The sequence below is a fragment of the Pseudomonas sp. WC1 genome, from assembly GCF_050586565.1.
GTDB lineage: Bacteria > Pseudomonadota > Gammaproteobacteria > Pseudomonadales > Pseudomonadaceae > Aquipseudomonas.
Window position 1 is genome coordinate 42,486 of record NZ_JBOBDQ010000027.1, and the last position, 13,498, is coordinate 55,983.

Genomic DNA, 13,498 nt, shown 5'->3' on the forward strand with positions numbered 1-13,498 from the left:
AACTAGCAGATTCGCCGCTGTTTAGCTTTGATAGCAGGCATCGCCGCCAGCTGTGGGCGAGGTGCAATGAGCAATGGCTAAAACCGTGTTGTGATCGGGAGCGATACGAATTGCTGCGCTGGACAATGCTGCTCCCGTACAAACCGAATTGGCGCGAATAAAAAGTTAACTCCATCAGAAGGACTCTGTAATGCAGCAGCTACGCAAGGACAACCACTACGTACCTGAGCTCTATCTTAAGCAATGGGCAGATAACAATAGTGTCCTTGCATACCGGTTAGTCGTACCAAACGAGAATGTTAGAACCTGGAAAAGACATTCTTTAAAGGGAATTGGCTACCAAAAGCACCTTTACACCTATTGGGCCGGAGGTGCGGAAACTGACGAGTTTGAGTGCTGGCTAGATCGAGAGTTCGAGAGCCCTGCCCAGGAAGCAATTCGGAGGGTTGTGCAGGAGGAACGCTTAGACCCAGAGCATTGGAGACGCTTGGTGCGGTTCGCATTGGCCCAAGATGTCCGTACTCCAGCACGACTAAAGGAGTTCATCCATCGTCAAAATAAAACGCTGAAACCATTGATGGATGATGTTCTGAAGCGTTCTATTCATGAAATAGAGGATGCAATTCAGCAGGGTGTACCGTTACCTCAGCCGGCCACAGATGTTATTGACTCATCCTCGCTGTTCAGGACATTTATCGAACCGCTGCCGGAGGGCGGAGGAGCCATAAGGGTTGAGACCATCGTGGGGCGGCAAATGTGGATCTGGAGCATGAAGCGCATTTTAACGCAGACAATCCAAATTCTACCCAAACACCGGTGGACGATCCTGCATGCACCTCCAGGTATCTCCTGGCCAACCTCAGATAATCCTCTAATCAAGCTCAACTACCAAGACCCACGTAACTATGACACTAGAGGTGGTTGGGGTGTGAATAAAGGCGACATTCTCCTTCCATTAAGCCCAAAGCACTTGCTCCACACTTGCATCGGCCAGAAAGGCTGGCAACGTGGGAAAATTCTTGATCCCGATATCGCCCGACATATCAGGAAGATCATCATAGAACATGCTCACCAATACGTGTTTGCCAAAGAGCCTGAGGACATTCACCTGATCCGTCCCAGGCTGGTATGCCCAGAAACTTGCAAGAGCGAGAGGGCAGCGTGGGATCGTTGGCACGCGGATCAGTGCGCTGCAGAACGAGAAATGCAGGCCAGATAATAATTTTTCCCAACATAAAAAAACCCAGCCACCTAAATGACTGGGTTTTTTAGGGATTTTTGGTCGGGACGGAGTGATTCGAACACTCGACCCCTTGCACCCCATGCAAGTGCGCTACCGGGCTGCGCTACGCCCCGACATCATTCTCGATACCGCTGAGAACGTTGAAGAATTTAACCTAACCTTTTGAATAATGGAAGCTTTTTTTCAAAAATTTCCACTCGTCGCCAACCAGGTCACTTCTTCAGAACCACCAACACATCCTCCAACTCCGCAATCATCTGCCGAATCAGCTGCTTGTACTGGCTGGACTCATCCTTGACCTCATCACTGGAGAGCCGTAACCGCGCCCCGCCAATGGTAAAGCCCTGGTCATACAGCAAAGCGCGGATCTGGCGGATCATCAGCACGTCCTGGCGCTGATAATACCGCCGGTTGCCACGGCGCTTCACCGGGTTGAGCTGCGTGAATTCCTGCTCCCAGTAGCGCAGCACGTGCGGTTTTACCGCACAGAGCTCGCTGACTTCACCGATGGTGAAGTAGCGTTTGCCCGGGATGGGGGGCAGCTCGTCGTTATGGCTTGGTTCCAGCATAGGCCTCTACCCGGGCTTTCAGCTTCTGCCCTGGACGAAAGGTGACGACGCGGCGCGCGGTGATCGGGATCTCTTCCCCTGTTTTAGGGTTGCGGCCCGGCCGCTGGCGTTTGTCGCGAAGGTCGAAGTTGCCGAAACCGGACAACTTGACCTGCTCGTTGTCTTCAAGCGCGTGCCGAATTTCTTCGAAAAACAGCTCGACCAGCTCCTTGGCCTCACGCTTGTTAAGCCCCAGCTCCTCGTACAGCCTTTCGGCCATCTCAGCTTTCGTCAGAGCACCCATGCCGTTATTTCCTTAACGTGGTGTTCAACCTTTGTTCAAGCGAGGTGAGGATGGTTTGCAGGGTTTCATTCACCTCATCGTCGTTAAGAGTGCGCGATGGATGTTGCCAGGTCAAGCCGACGGCGAGGCTTTTTCTATCAGGATCAATGCCTTTACCCTGGTAGACGTCAAACAGCCTGAGGTCTGTGAGCCATTCGCCCGCATTGTCACGAATTACTTCAAGCACCGAGCTAGAAGCTACATCACGACCTGCGATCAAAGCCAGGTCACGACGGGTTTCCGGGAACTTGGACAGTTCGCTGAACTTCGGCAGGCGGCCTTCGACCACATCGCCGAGCACCAGCTCGAAGACGAACACCGGGCGGTCGAGGCCGAGGGTCTTGGCCAGCTCGGGGTGGATGGCGCCGAGGTAGCCGACTTCCTTGCCGTCGCGCTCGATGCGGGCGGTCTGGCCGGGGTGCAGGGCCGGGTGTTTGCCGGCGGCGAAGGTGAAGTCGCTCAGGGCACCGGAGTAACCCAGCAGGGCTTCCACGTCGGCTTTGACGTCGAAGAAGTCGATGCTGTCGCGGCCATTGGCCCAGCCTTCCGGCAGGCGGCTGCCGGTGACGACGCCGGCGATCATCGGTTGCTGCTTGAGGTCACCAAGCTGGCCGACGAAGCGCAGGCCGCTTTCGAACAGGCGCACGCGGTCTTGCTGGCGGTTGAGGTTGTGCTGCATGGCCTTGACCAGGCCCGGCCACAACGAGGCGCGCATGGCGGCCATGTCGCTGGAGATCGGGTTGGCCAGCAGCAGCGGCTCCACGCCTGGGGTGAACAGCTCGAACAGTTTCGGGTCGATGAAGCTGTAGGTGATGGCTTCCTGGTAGCCGCGGGCGACCAGCAGGCGGCGCAGGTTCGGCAGCTCGCCACGGGTTTCCGGGCGGGCTTGCGGGGCCAGGCGAGCCTGCGGGTAACGGACCGGCAGGTTGTTGTAGCCATACAGGCGGGCCAGCTCTTCGATCAGGTCGACTTCCAGGCTGACGTCGAAGCGGTGGCTTGGGACGGTGACAGTCCACTCCCCTGCTCCACTTGCACTGGTTTTCAGCTCCAGAGCGTTGAGCAGTTGCTCAACCTGGGCGGCTTGCATTTGCATGCCGAGCATCTGAGTGATGCGTTCGTCGCGCAGGGTGATCGGTGCGATGTTCGGCAGGTGCTGCTCGCTCACGGCCTCGACTATGGGGCCTGCTTCGCCGCCGACAATCTCCAGCACCAGGGCGGTGGCGCGCTCCATGGCTTCACGGGCCAGTTGCGAATCCACGCCGCGCTCGTAGCGGTGCGAGGCGTCGGTGTGCAGGCCGTAGGAACGGGCCTTGCCGGCGACGGAGATCGGCTCGAAGAAGGCGCTCTCGAGGAACAGGTCGCGGGTCTTCTCGGTGTTGACGCCGCTGTGCTCGCCACCCATCACGCCGGCAATGGCCAGGGCGCGGGTGTGGTCGGCGATCACCAGGGTGTCGGCGCGCAGGGCAACTTCCTGGCCGTCCAGCAGGACGAGTTTCTCACCCTCCTCGGCCATGCGCACGCGGATACCGCCGTTGATTTCGGCGAGGTCGAAGGCGTGCATCGGCTGGCCGAGCTCGAGCATCACGTAGTTGGTGATGTCGACGGCGGCGTCGATGCTGCGCACGTCGCTGCGGCGCAGGCGCTCGACCATCCACAGCGGGGTCGGCTTGCTCAGGTCGACGTTGCGGATCACGCGGCCCAGGTAGCGCGGGCAGGCGGCCGGGGCGCTGACTTCGACCGGGCGCACTTCGTCGTGGGCAGCCGGTACGGTTGGCACCGCGGGGCGGGTGACCGGCACGTCGTACAGGGCGCTGACGTCACGGGCAAGGCCAGCGATGGACAGGCAGTCGCCGCGGTTCGGGGTCAGGCCGATCTCGATGCTGGCGTCGTCCAGGTTCAGGTACTGACGGATGTCCTGGCCTGCCGGGGCGTCGGCGGCCAGTTCCAGCAGGCCGTCGTTCTCGTCGCTGATCTGCAGTTCGGAAGCCGAGCAGAGCATGCCGAAGGATTCGACGCCGCGCAGCTTGGCCTTCTTGATCTTGAAGTCGCCCGGCAGTTCGGCGCCGATCATGGCGAACGGGATCTTGATGCCTGGGCGGGCATTCGGGGCGCCGCAGACCACCTGGAAGGTCTCTGCGCCGTTGCTTACCTGGCACACGCGCAGCTTGTCGGCGTCCGGGTGTTGTTCGGTGGTGAGGATCTCGCCCACCACGATGCCGCTGAACTGGCCGGCAGCAGGGGTCACGCTGTCGACTTCGAGGCCGGCCATGGACAGGCGGGCGACCAGTTCGTCACGGGAGACTTGCGGGTTTACCCAACCGCGCAGCCACTGTTCACTGAATTTCATGCTGTTCTCCTGAAAGTTGCGTCGATTGGGCCTAGCGGAATTGAGCCAAGAACCGCAGGTCGTTGTCGAAGAACAGACGCAAATCGTTGACGCCATAGCGCAGCATGGCCAGGCGCTCGGCGCCCATGCCGAAGGCGAAGCCCTGATACTCTTCCGGGTCGATGCCGGACATGCGCAGCACGTTCGGGTGGACCATGCCGCAGCCCATCACTTCCAGCCAGCCGGTCTGCTTGCACACGCGGCAGCCCTTGCCGGAACACATCACGCACTGGATGTCGACTTCGGCGCTCGGCTCGGTGAAGGGGAAGAACGACGGGCGGAAGCGCACGGCCAGTTCTTTCTCGAAGAACACCCGCAGGAACTCTTCGATGGTGCCCTTGAGGTCGGCGAAGTTGATGCCGCGATCGACCAGCAGGCCTTCGACCTGGTGGAACATCGGCGAGTGGGTGATATCCGAGTCGCAACGGTACACACGGCCTGGGCAGACGATGCGGATCGGCGGCTGGGTGCTTTCCATGGTGCGCACCTGGACCGGCGAGGTGTGGGTGCGCAGCAGCATGTTGGCGTTGAAGTAGAAGGTGTCGTGCATCGCCCGGGCCGGGTGGTGGCCGGGGATGTTGAGCGCTTCGAAGTTGTGGTAGTCGTCTTCGACCTCGGGGCCTTCGGCGATGCCGTAGCCAATATGGGTGAAGAACTGCTCGATGCGCTCGAGGGTACGGGTGATCGGGTGCAGCCCACCGGTGGTCTGGCCACGGCCTGGCAGGGTCACGTCGATGCATTCGGCGGCCAGGCGAGCGTTCAGCTCGGCCTCTTCAAAAGCGGCCTTGCGTGCGTTGAGCACGTCGGTGACGCGTTCCTTGGCGTCGTTGATCAGCGCGCCGACCTTGGGGCGCTCTTCGGCTGGCAGGTTGCCCAGGGTCTTCATCACCTGGGTCAGCTCGCCTTTCTTGCCGAGATATTGGACCCGGATCTGTTCCAGGGTAGTGATGTCTTCAGCGCGTTCCACGGCCTCGAGGGCTTGGGCGACCAGCGCGTCCAGGTTTTCCATGTACAGACTCCAGATACGAAAATAGGGGAAGAGCTTTTGAAGGCTCTTCCCCTATCCGATGACGTTTTACACCCGACGGCGCAGGCGCCGCCGGATGATTGTCGTGGGTACTTAAGCCAGTACGGCTTTAGCCTTCTCGACAATCGCAGCAAACGCCGCTTTTTCGTTCACTGCCAGATCAGCCAGAACCTTACGGTCGATTTCGATCGACGCTTTTTTCAGGCCAGCAATCAGACGGCTGTACGACAGACCGTTGGTGCGGGCACCGGCGTTGATACGAGCGATCCACAGTGCGCGGAACTGACGCTTCTTCTGGCGACGGTCGCGGTAGGCGTATTGGCCTGCCTTGATGACCGCTTGCTTGGCAACGCGGAATACGCGCGAGCGCGCACCGTAGTAGCCTTTAGCCAGTTTCAGAATTTTTTTGTGACGCTTACGAGCGATAACGCCGCGCTTAACACGAGCCATGAGTAACTTCCTCTATCTTAACCAGAATTAACGAACGCGCAGCATGCGCTCGACTTTTGCCACGTCAGACGGGTGCAGCAAGCTGGCACCGCGCAGTTGACGCTTACGCTTGGTCGACATTTTGGTCAGGATGTGGCTCTTGAAAGCGTGCTTGTGCTTGAAGCCGGAAGCCGTCTTCAGGAAGCGCTTCGCAGCACCGCTCTTGGTTTTCATTTTTGGCATGTTGGAACTCCGCATTCGAATAAAAATTACACAATAATCATCAGGCCTGCCGTGCCCGGGAGATTACTTCTTCTTTTTGGGGGCGATGACCATCATAAGCTGGCGTCCTTCCATCTTCGGATGCTGCTCAACGGTGCCGTATTCCACGAGGTCAGCTTCGACCCGCTTCAACAGCTCCATGCCCAGCTCCTGGTGGGCCATCTCACGGCCGCGGAATCTCAGAGAGATCTTGGCCTTGTCCCCATCGCTAAGGAAACGTACCAGGTTGCGTAGTTTTACCTGGTAATCCCCTTCTTCCGTCCCTGGACGAAACTTGATTTCTTTGATCTGGATCTGCTTCTGGTTCTTCTTGGCTTCGTTGGCCTGCTTCTTCTTCTCGAAGAGGTGCTTGCCGTAGTCCATCACCTTGCAGACGGGCGGTACCGCGTCTGCAGAGATTTCCACCAGATCCAGCTTCGCTTCATCAGCGATACGCAGCGCTTCATCAATCGAGACGATGCCAATCTGCTCGCCGTCAGCACCAATTAACCGAACCTCGCGTGCCGAGATATTCTCGTTGATCGGGGCTTTCGGTGCAGTTCGTTTATCGTTTCTCATTTCACGCTTAATAGTCATTACTCCGATTCTTGGCGACCACGCCGGGAAACCGCTTGCGACAGCAGCTCAGCGAACTGCGCGACGGGCATCGAGCCCAGGTCTGCGCCTTCGCGGGTGCGCACAGCGACGGTTTGCGTTTCGACTTCGCGATCCCCTATAACCAAAAGATAAGGGACCCGCAGCAACGTATGCTCGCGGATTTTAAAGCCGATCTTCTCATTTCTCAAGTCCGACTTGGCACGGAATCCGCTACCGTTCAGGGCTTTTTCCACCTCGAGGGCGAAATCGGCCTGTTTGTCGGTGATGTTCATGATCACGGCTTGGGTCGGGGCGAGCCAGGCCGGGAACACGCCGGCGTAGTGCTCGATGAGCATGCCGATGAAGCGCTCGAACGAACCGAGGATGGCGCGGTGCAGCATCACCGGGCGCACGCGGCTGTTGTCTTCGGCGATGTAGCTGGCGTCCAGGCGCTCGGGCAGGTTCGGGTCGTACTGCAGGGTGCCACACTGCCAGTTACGGCCGAGGCAGTCGCGCAGGGTGAACTCGATCTTCGGCCCGTAGAAGGCGCCCTCGCCCGGCTGGTATTCCCACTCCAGGCCCGACTCGTTCAGGGCGTCGGCCAGTGCGCCTTCGGCACGGTCCCACAGCTCTTCGGAGCCCACGCGCTTGGCCGGACGGGTCGACAGCTTCATGGCGACGTCGGTGAAACCGAAGTCCTTGTACACGTCCAGGGTCAGCTTGATGAAGTCGGCGGCTTCCTTCTTCACCTGTTCTTCGGTGCAGAAGATGTGCGCGTCGTCCTGCACGAAGCCACGCACGCGCATGATGCCGTGCAGCGCGCCGGACGGCTCGTTGCGGTGGCAGGCGCCGAACTCGGCCAGGCGCAGCGGCAGGTCGCGGTAGGACTTCAGGCCCTGGTTGAACACCTGCACGTGGCACGGGCAGTTCATCGGTTTTACCGCGTAGTCGCGGTTTTCCGACGAAGTGGTGAACATGTTCTCGGCGTAGTTGGACCAGTGGCCGGAACGCTCCCAGAGGATACGGTCGACAACCTGCGGGGTCTTGATTTCCTGGTAGCCGTTTTCACGCTGGACCTGGCGCATGTACTGCTCGAGCACCTGGTACACAGTCCAGCCGTTGGCGTGCCAGAACACCATGCCCGGGGCTTCTTCCTGCAGGTGGAACAGGTCGAGCTGCTTGCCGATCTTGCGGTGGTCGCGTTTTTCGGCTTCTTCGATGCGCTGGATATAGGCGGCCAACTGCTTCTTGTCGGCCCAGGCGGTGCCGTACACGCGTTGCAGCTGCTCGTTCTTGGCATCGCCGCGCCAGTAGGCGCCGCTGAGCTTGGTCAGCTTGAACGCTTTCAGGAAGCGGGTGTTCGGCACGTGCGGGCCACGGCACATGTCGACGTATTCTTCGTGGTAGTACAGGCCCATGGCCTGTTCATCCGGCATGTCCTCGACCAGGCGCAGCTTGTAGTCTTCGCCACGCTGGGTGAACACGTCGATGACTTCGGCGCGCGGGGTCATCTTCTTGACGACGTCGTAGTCCGTGTCGATCAGCTGCTGCATGCGCTTTTCGATGGCGGCGAGGTCGTCCGGGGTGAAGGGACGCTCGTAGGCGATGTCGTAATAGAAGCCTTCGTCGATCACCGGACCGATCACCATGCGGGCGGTCGGGTACAGCTGCTTCACTGCGTGGCCGATCAGGTGGGCGCACGAGTGACGGATGATCTCCAGTCCCTCTTCATCTTTAGGGGTGATGATCTGCAGGGTGGCGTCGTGGTCGATCTTGTCGCAGGCATCGACGAGCTTGCCGTCGACCTTGCCGGCCAGGGTGGCCTTGGCCAGGCCTGCGCCGATCGAGGCGGCGACTTCGGCTACGGATACCGGCTGGTCGAACGTGCGTTGACTGCCATCGGGAAGAGTAATAACGGGCATGGCGCCTCCTCTCCTAGTGGTGACCCCTACCAAAGGTCACGTGGGTTGGGATGAGCCAGTACAAGATCCGCCCTGCCTTTCCCGCGGGAAAGCCTGCCTCACAGTGGCAGAGACCTTTCGGCCTGCCAGGGACGAACCAGAGTGACTGGAAGGTATAAAAAGAAATGCGCCCGCACAGGGCGTGGCGCAAGGGAGGCATGCTAGCACGGGGCTAGAGCGGCCGGCAGAAATATTTGGAATTTACGCCGTGGCGGTGAACTCTTGCGGAAAATTTCCTATCAGACTTTCTGAAGCAACCTACTCTTGATGAGACCATTAACCAAGGAGTGTCCGGTTATGCGACTTCAGTCCCTTCTGGCTGCCTGCGCCGCGAGCGCCCTGCTGCTGCCCCTGGCTGCCAACGCAGGCAATTTCCCCGCCGGCAAGGAAGCGTCCTATATGGCGCAGTGCCAGGATGTGGCGAGCGCCAAGGGCGTGGATGCGGCAATGGCCAAGAAGCACTGCGAATGTGGTGCCCAAGCCATTAAAAAGAATTTTAATGACAAGGAGATCGAGGACCTCGACAGCAAGGACGGCGTAGACGCCAAGCTGATGCAGAAGGCCCAGCAGGTGGTTCAGGCCAGCTGCAAGCCGAAATAGGCCGGATTTTCCGGCGATCCGTCGCATCTTTTGCCCTGGATCAACATCCTGCGAAGGTAATAGGGGCTAGATGCGAAGAATTAGACTATAGTGTCGTCGGTGCCACTGAAGCTTAGGCGACACTGCACCCCGATAAAAAATCATGTTTCTGGAGATTCACCCCATGTCCAATCGCCAAACCGGCACCGTCAAGTGGTTCAACGATGAAAAAGGCTTCGGCTTCATCACTCCTCAAGGCGGCGGCGACGACCTGTTCGTACACTTCAAGGCCATCGAAACCGACGGTTTCAAAAGCCTGAAAGAAGGCCAAACTGTTTCCTTCGTAGCCGAAAAAGGCCAGAAGGGCATGCAGGCTGCGCAGGTTCGTCCGGAGTAATTTTCGGATAGCTGCAAAAAAACCCGCCCTCGTGGCGGGTTTTTTATTGGGCGCCTGCCAAGGCAGGCTGTACCCATGTGCGCTGCCGATCAAGCGCGACAGTGGCCAGGAGGGCCACCATCCCATGGCAATGATCGAACTACACGGCGTGGGCTTGCATCATGGCCGCAAACACCTCTTCAGCGAACTCGACGCGCGCATCGAATGGGGGCAGCGCATCGCCATCATCGGCGACAACGGCAGCGGCAAGTCGTCACTGCTGCGCCTGCTGCAGGGCAGCCTGGCGCCCAGCGAGGGGCACCTCGAGCGCCACGGCGGTTTGCGTGTCGGCCATGTGGCCCAGGTACTGGACGGCGAGTCGTCGCTCAGCGGCGGGCAGCGTGTCAACCAGGCATTGAGCCAGGCCCTGGCCCTGGGCCCCGACCTGCTGCTGCTGGACGAGCCGACCAACCATCTGGACGCCGCCAACCGCCGCTCGCTGTCGCGCATGCTCGAGCATTTCCACGGCACCCTGGTGCTGGTGACCCACGACGTGGCTCTGATGAACCAGACCTGTGACACGCTCTGGCACTTGCACCACGGGCGCCTGGATGTGTTCAACGGCAGCTACGCCGACTACATGGCCGAGCGCGACCTGCAGCGCGGCGTGCTCGACAAGCGCATCGCCGAGGTGCGCCGCGCCCGCGACGACGCCCACGACTCGCTGATGCAGGAACAGGCCCGCGCCGCCAGCGCCCGCAAGCGCGGGGTCAAGGCGATCCAGAACAGCAAGTGGGCGACCGTGCGCTCGCCGACCAAGCTGGGCCGCGGCAACACCACCGCCGGGCGCAAGCAGGCGCAGATCCTGCAGCAGCAGCGCGAGCTCGGCGAGCAACTGGCCGAGCTGCGCCCGGAGCCGGTGATCGTGCCACGCTTCCACCTGCCGGCGACGGGCCAGTCGTCGCGGGTGCTGATCCAGGTGCGTGGCGGCAGCGTCGGCTACGCCGACGCGCCGGTGCTCAGCGGCATCGACCTGCAGCTGGACGGCGGCGAACGCCTGGCCCTGACCGGCAACAACGGCAGCGGCAAGTCCACCCTGGCGCGGGCGATCCTCGGCGACCCGCGGGTCTGGCGCCGTGGCGACTGGCTGCTGCCGGCGCCCGAGCAGATCGGCTACATCGACCAGCACTACGACACCCTGCCCGTCGATGCCAATGTGCAGGAAGCCCTGGCGCGACTAGTGCCGGATTGGCCGCTGGAACAGTTACGCGCGCACCTGGCGGACTTCCTGTTCCGCCAGGCCGATGCGGTGCAGACTCCGGTGGCTGGGCTGTCCGGCGGCGAGAAGGCGCGCCTGTCCCTGGCCTGCATCGCCGCCCGGCCGCCGCAGCTACTGATCCTCGACGAGCCGACCAACAACCTCGACCTGCGCATGCGCACCCACCTGCTGGAAGTGCTGGTGGACTACCCCAACGCGCTGCTGGTGATTTCCCACGACCAGGACTTCCTCGACGGCCTGGGCATCGACCGTCACTTTCACTGCGCCAGGGACCACTCGGCCAAGGGCCAGTAGCGGCCCTTGCGTGACTCGTACAAGGTGAAGTGGCGGGCGATGAGGTGGAACGCCGGCGCCTCGGCCGCCTCCGGCAAGGGGCCAGGAAAATCCCGGGACAGGGTCAAGTGCGGCCGGTAATCGCGCACCTGCGGCTCGATACCCAGGGGCAGCAGCGCCTGCTGCAAGCCATACACCAGCTGGCGCAGGGCCAGCGGCGCCTGCTCGGGCGCAAGCACCAACGCCGAAGCCCGCGGCCACACCTGCAACTGGTCGAGGACCAGGCGCAGGTTGGCCTCAGGAAGCCGCAGCGTATCCACCGCAGCGCACACCGCCGGCACCTGGGCGGCATCGACATCGCCCAGGAACAGCAACGTGACATGAAAGTTCTCGCTCGGCACCGGCTTGCCGCTGCGCAGGCCCAGAGCACGCCGCCACTGGCTGATGCCACGGCGCTGTTCGTCGCCCAGCGACAGGGCGAAGAACAGCCGCTTGAAGGGGACCCCATTAGGGCGTGCGTCCTGAATCATCGGGAGTTCCTTGCTGGATGGACGGCCACCGGATTGTAAACGCCGGGTCGTCAGAAATACCCACTCATGCGGATGAATCGTTTGCGCAAGCTGTAGGCCATGCCACCTAAGTCGGGCCGTTTTGTCGTAACAATAAGTACAAACCCTGGCCACGATTGTTTATGCTGGCGGGCTTACGCCATGGCGCATGGCCATTTTTTCGACAAGTAAACGTCCATGAAAATTGCATTCGTACTGATCTTCGTCCTCTCGATCGCCTATGTTCATCTGCGTGGTCGGGTTCGTCACAAGCTGACCCGCCAGCTGGGTGACCACTCCAGCTTCCTGGCCCCGGTCAACGCCTTCCTGTACCTGTTCTCCAAGCACCCGGCCAAGCCTTACCTGCCGGTCAGCGCCTTCCCTGAGCTGCAGGTGCTGCAGGACCACTGGCAGGAGATCCGCAAGGAAGGCCAGCAACTGCTGCAGGCCGGCGAGATCAAGAAGTCCGACAACTATGACGATGTCGGCTTCAACTCGTTCTTCAAGACCGGCTGGAAGCGCTTCTACCTGAAGTGGTACGGCGAGAGCCACCCCTCGGCGATGACCCTGTGCCCGCGTACCACCGAACTGCTGGCCGGCATCGGCACAGTCAAGGCGGCGATGTTCGCCACCCTGCCGCCGGGCGCCAAGCTGGTACGCCACCGTGACCCGTACGCCGGCTCCTACCGCTACCACCTGGGCCTGGACACGCCCAACGACGATGGCTGCTACATCGACGTGGACGGCGAGAAGTACTCCTGGCGTGACGGCGAGGGCGTGGTGTTCGACGAAACCTACATTCACTATGCCGCCAACACCACCGAGCACAACCGCATCATCCTGTTCTGCGACGTCGAGCGTCCACTGAAGTACCGCTGGGCGTCTGCGTTCAACCGCTGGTTCAGCCGTAACGTGATGGCCGCCGCTGCCGCGCCCAACGATGCCAATGACAAAACCGGCGGCATCAACCGCCTGTTCACGCGTATCTACAAGATCCGTGAGCGCGGCAAGGCCATGAAAAAGCGCAACCGCACCCGCTACTACCTGGAGAAATGGGCGGTGGTCGCGGCGCTGGTGCTGGTGTTCATCTACATCTGATCCAGTCGTCATCCTCGCGGGGCAACCCCGCTCCTGCCAACAGTGGGAGCGGGCTTGCCCCGCGAGTGTTTTCCCCGCTGCACATCCCGTCTTCGACTAGCCTGAAAGCTCCTGTTGCCAACCTGACAAGGTGAAGACGATGAGCATGATGGACTGGGACGCCTACCGTAAGCAGTTGATGGCCGGCATCGGCGATCTCAAGCAACTCTCCCCCGATACCGTGGCCGGCTACATGACCGCCAGTGGCGCCGGGGCCAAGACCAACCACCTGGACGCCAAGACCCGCGAGCTGATCTCCCTGGCCGTGGCCGTCACTACCCGCTGCGACGGCTGCATCGCCGTGCATTCGCAGCAGGCGGTCAAGCATGGCGCCACCCGCGAGGAGATCGCCGAGGCCCTGGGCGTGGCGGTGGCGATGAACGCCGGCGCGGCACTGGTCTACTCGGCCCGAGCCCTGGACGCGGTGGGCAAGGCCGGCGCCTGACACACCAAGGCGTCGCCGCCCTTGCGCGACGACGCCCTGGCACCCAGACTTGGCGGCTCAGCCCGT

The 13,498-nt window shown here is 61.1% G+C and carries 15 protein-coding genes and 1 tRNA gene; 6 read left to right on the top strand and 10 right to left on the bottom strand.

Annotated elements, in window-relative coordinates:
• Positions 1-190 precede the first annotated feature (190 nt).
• Positions 191-1,219 carry a DUF4238 domain-containing protein gene (locus ACQ4OD_RS14195; protein ID WP_430944462.1) on the top strand — a complete coding sequence of 343 codons (1,029 nt, stop codon included), beginning with the start codon at positions 191-193 and terminating at the stop codon, positions 1,217-1,219.
• Between the two features lie 60 nt (positions 1,220-1,279).
• Here the strand turns inward: ACQ4OD_RS14195 and ACQ4OD_RS14200 are convergent.
• The 9 genes from ACQ4OD_RS14200 to thrS form a co-directional block, all read right to left on the bottom strand.
• Positions 1,280-1,356 (bottom strand) — tRNA-Pro (locus ACQ4OD_RS14200).
• A gap of 99 nt (positions 1,357-1,455) precedes the next feature.
• Entirely contained in the window at positions 1,456-1,812 is a 357-nt protein-coding gene (locus ACQ4OD_RS14205; RefSeq protein WP_023629031.1) for a MerR family transcriptional regulator, read from the bottom strand.
• Positions 1,793-2,095: an integration host factor subunit alpha gene (ihfA, locus tag ACQ4OD_RS14210; RefSeq protein ID WP_009394049.1), complete on the bottom strand. Its 303-nt coding sequence runs from the start codon at positions 2,093-2,095 to the stop codon at positions 1,793-1,795. Before ihfA ends, ACQ4OD_RS14205 begins: the two co-directional genes overlap by 20 nt.
• Positions 2,096-2,099: 4 nt before the next feature.
• Positions 2,100-4,481 (bottom strand): phenylalanine--tRNA ligase subunit beta, encoded by a 2,382-nt coding sequence (gene pheT, locus ACQ4OD_RS14215; RefSeq protein WP_430944463.1) that lies wholly within the window; start codon positions 4,479-4,481, stop codon positions 2,100-2,102.
• A 31-nt stretch (positions 4,482-4,512) separates the two neighbouring features.
• Entirely contained in the window at positions 4,513-5,529 is a 1,017-nt protein-coding gene (gene pheS, locus ACQ4OD_RS14220) for a phenylalanine--tRNA ligase subunit alpha (RefSeq protein ID WP_023629191.1), read from the bottom strand.
• A 111-nt stretch (positions 5,530-5,640) separates the two neighbouring features.
• Positions 5,641-5,997, bottom strand: coding sequence for a 50S ribosomal protein L20 (gene rplT / locus ACQ4OD_RS14225; protein WP_003250671.1), 357 nt, complete (start codon positions 5,995-5,997; stop codon positions 5,641-5,643).
• Positions 5,998-6,024: 27 nt separating this feature from the next.
• Positions 6,025-6,219: a 50S ribosomal protein L35 gene (gene rpmI, locus ACQ4OD_RS14230; RefSeq protein WP_003250667.1), complete on the bottom strand. Its 195-nt coding sequence runs from the start codon at positions 6,217-6,219 to the stop codon at positions 6,025-6,027.
• Between the two features lie 63 nt (positions 6,220-6,282).
• Entirely contained in the window at positions 6,283-6,834 is a 552-nt protein-coding gene (infC, locus tag ACQ4OD_RS14235; RefSeq protein ID WP_172670897.1) for a translation initiation factor IF-3, read from the bottom strand.
• Positions 6,834-8,756, bottom strand: coding sequence for a threonine--tRNA ligase (gene thrS, locus ACQ4OD_RS14240; RefSeq protein ID WP_046856069.1), 1,923 nt, complete (start codon positions 8,754-8,756; stop codon positions 6,834-6,836). Before thrS ends, infC begins: the two co-directional genes overlap by 1 nt.
• Before the next feature lie 336 nt (positions 8,757-9,092).
• Here thrS and ACQ4OD_RS14245 point away from each other — a divergent pair, with 336 nt between their 5' ends.
• The 3 genes from ACQ4OD_RS14245 to ACQ4OD_RS14255 all read left to right on the top strand — a co-directional run bounded on the left by ACQ4OD_RS14245 (position 9,093) and on the right by ACQ4OD_RS14255 (position 11,323).
• Positions 9,093-9,395, top strand: a complete 303-nt coding sequence (locus ACQ4OD_RS14245) for a hypothetical protein (RefSeq protein WP_198754842.1) — start codon at positions 9,093-9,095, stop codon at positions 9,393-9,395.
• A 163-nt stretch (positions 9,396-9,558) separates the two neighbouring features.
• Positions 9,559-9,771 carry a cold-shock protein gene (locus ACQ4OD_RS14250; protein WP_007956027.1) on the top strand — a complete coding sequence of 71 codons (213 nt, stop codon included), beginning with the start codon at positions 9,559-9,561 and terminating at the stop codon, positions 9,769-9,771.
• A 124-nt stretch (positions 9,772-9,895) separates the two neighbouring features.
• Entirely contained in the window at positions 9,896-11,323 is a 1,428-nt protein-coding gene (locus ACQ4OD_RS14255) for an ABC-F family ATP-binding cassette domain-containing protein (protein ID WP_430944464.1), read from the top strand.
• Here the strand turns inward: ACQ4OD_RS14255 and thpR are convergent.
• Positions 11,287-11,832: an RNA 2',3'-cyclic phosphodiesterase gene (gene thpR, locus ACQ4OD_RS14260; protein ID WP_430944465.1), complete on the bottom strand. Its 546-nt coding sequence runs from the start codon at positions 11,830-11,832 to the stop codon at positions 11,287-11,289. The two genes, ACQ4OD_RS14255 and thpR, sit on opposite strands and share 37 nt — an antisense overlap.
• Positions 11,833-12,048: 216 nt before the next feature.
• Between thpR and lpxO the strand changes: the two genes are divergently transcribed.
• Both lpxO and ACQ4OD_RS14270 read left to right on the top strand, forming a co-directional pair.
• The gene (gene lpxO, locus ACQ4OD_RS14265; RefSeq protein WP_258598332.1) at positions 12,049-12,948 is read left to right on the top strand and encodes a lipid A hydroxylase LpxO; all 900 of its coding nucleotides are present in this window, start codon (positions 12,049-12,051) and stop codon (positions 12,946-12,948) included.
• 139 nt (positions 12,949-13,087) lie between these two features.
• On the top strand, positions 13,088-13,432 hold the full coding sequence (locus tag ACQ4OD_RS14270; RefSeq protein WP_046856072.1) for a carboxymuconolactone decarboxylase family protein: 345 nt from the start codon (positions 13,088-13,090) through the stop codon (positions 13,430-13,432).
• The last annotated feature ends 66 nt before the right edge of the window (positions 13,433-13,498 follow it).

Excerpts from the sequence above, each read along its gene's own strand:
- ACQ4OD_RS14195 (WP_430944462.1), top strand. The coding sequence starts at position 191 with ATGCAGCAGCTACGCAAGGACAACCACTACGTACCTGAGCTCTATCTT.
- ACQ4OD_RS14205 (WP_023629031.1), bottom strand. The coding sequence starts at position 1,812 with ATGCTGGAACCAAGCCATAACGACGAGCTGCCCCCCATCCCGGGCAAA.
- ihfA (WP_009394049.1), bottom strand. The coding sequence starts at position 2,095 with ATGGGTGCTCTGACGAAAGCTGAGATGGCCGAAAGGCTGTACGAGGAG.
- pheT (WP_430944463.1), bottom strand. The coding sequence starts at position 4,481 with ATGAAATTCAGTGAACAGTGGCTGCGCGGTTGGGTAAACCCGCAAGTC.
- pheS (WP_023629191.1), bottom strand. The coding sequence starts at position 5,529 with ATGGAAAACCTGGACGCGCTGGTCGCCCAAGCCCTCGAGGCCGTGGAA.
- rplT (WP_003250671.1), bottom strand. The coding sequence starts at position 5,997 with ATGGCTCGTGTTAAGCGCGGCGTTATCGCTCGTAAGCGTCACAAAAAA.
- rpmI (WP_003250667.1), bottom strand. The coding sequence starts at position 6,219 with ATGCCAAAAATGAAAACCAAGAGCGGTGCTGCGAAGCGCTTCCTGAAG.
- infC (WP_172670897.1), bottom strand. The coding sequence starts at position 6,834 with ATGACTATTAAGCGTGAAATGAGAAACGATAAACGAACTGCACCGAAA.
- thrS (WP_046856069.1), bottom strand. The coding sequence starts at position 8,756 with ATGCCCGTTATTACTCTTCCCGATGGCAGTCAACGCACGTTCGACCAG.
- ACQ4OD_RS14245 (WP_198754842.1), top strand. The coding sequence starts at position 9,093 with ATGCGACTTCAGTCCCTTCTGGCTGCCTGCGCCGCGAGCGCCCTGCTG.
- ACQ4OD_RS14250 (WP_007956027.1), top strand. The coding sequence starts at position 9,559 with ATGTCCAATCGCCAAACCGGCACCGTCAAGTGGTTCAACGATGAAAAA.
- ACQ4OD_RS14255 (WP_430944464.1), top strand. The coding sequence starts at position 9,896 with ATGGCAATGATCGAACTACACGGCGTGGGCTTGCATCATGGCCGCAAA.
- thpR (WP_430944465.1), bottom strand. The coding sequence starts at position 11,832 with ATGATTCAGGACGCACGCCCTAATGGGGTCCCCTTCAAGCGGCTGTTC.
- lpxO (WP_258598332.1), top strand. The coding sequence starts at position 12,049 with ATGAAAATTGCATTCGTACTGATCTTCGTCCTCTCGATCGCCTATGTT.
- ACQ4OD_RS14270 (WP_046856072.1), top strand. The coding sequence starts at position 13,088 with ATGAGCATGATGGACTGGGACGCCTACCGTAAGCAGTTGATGGCCGGC.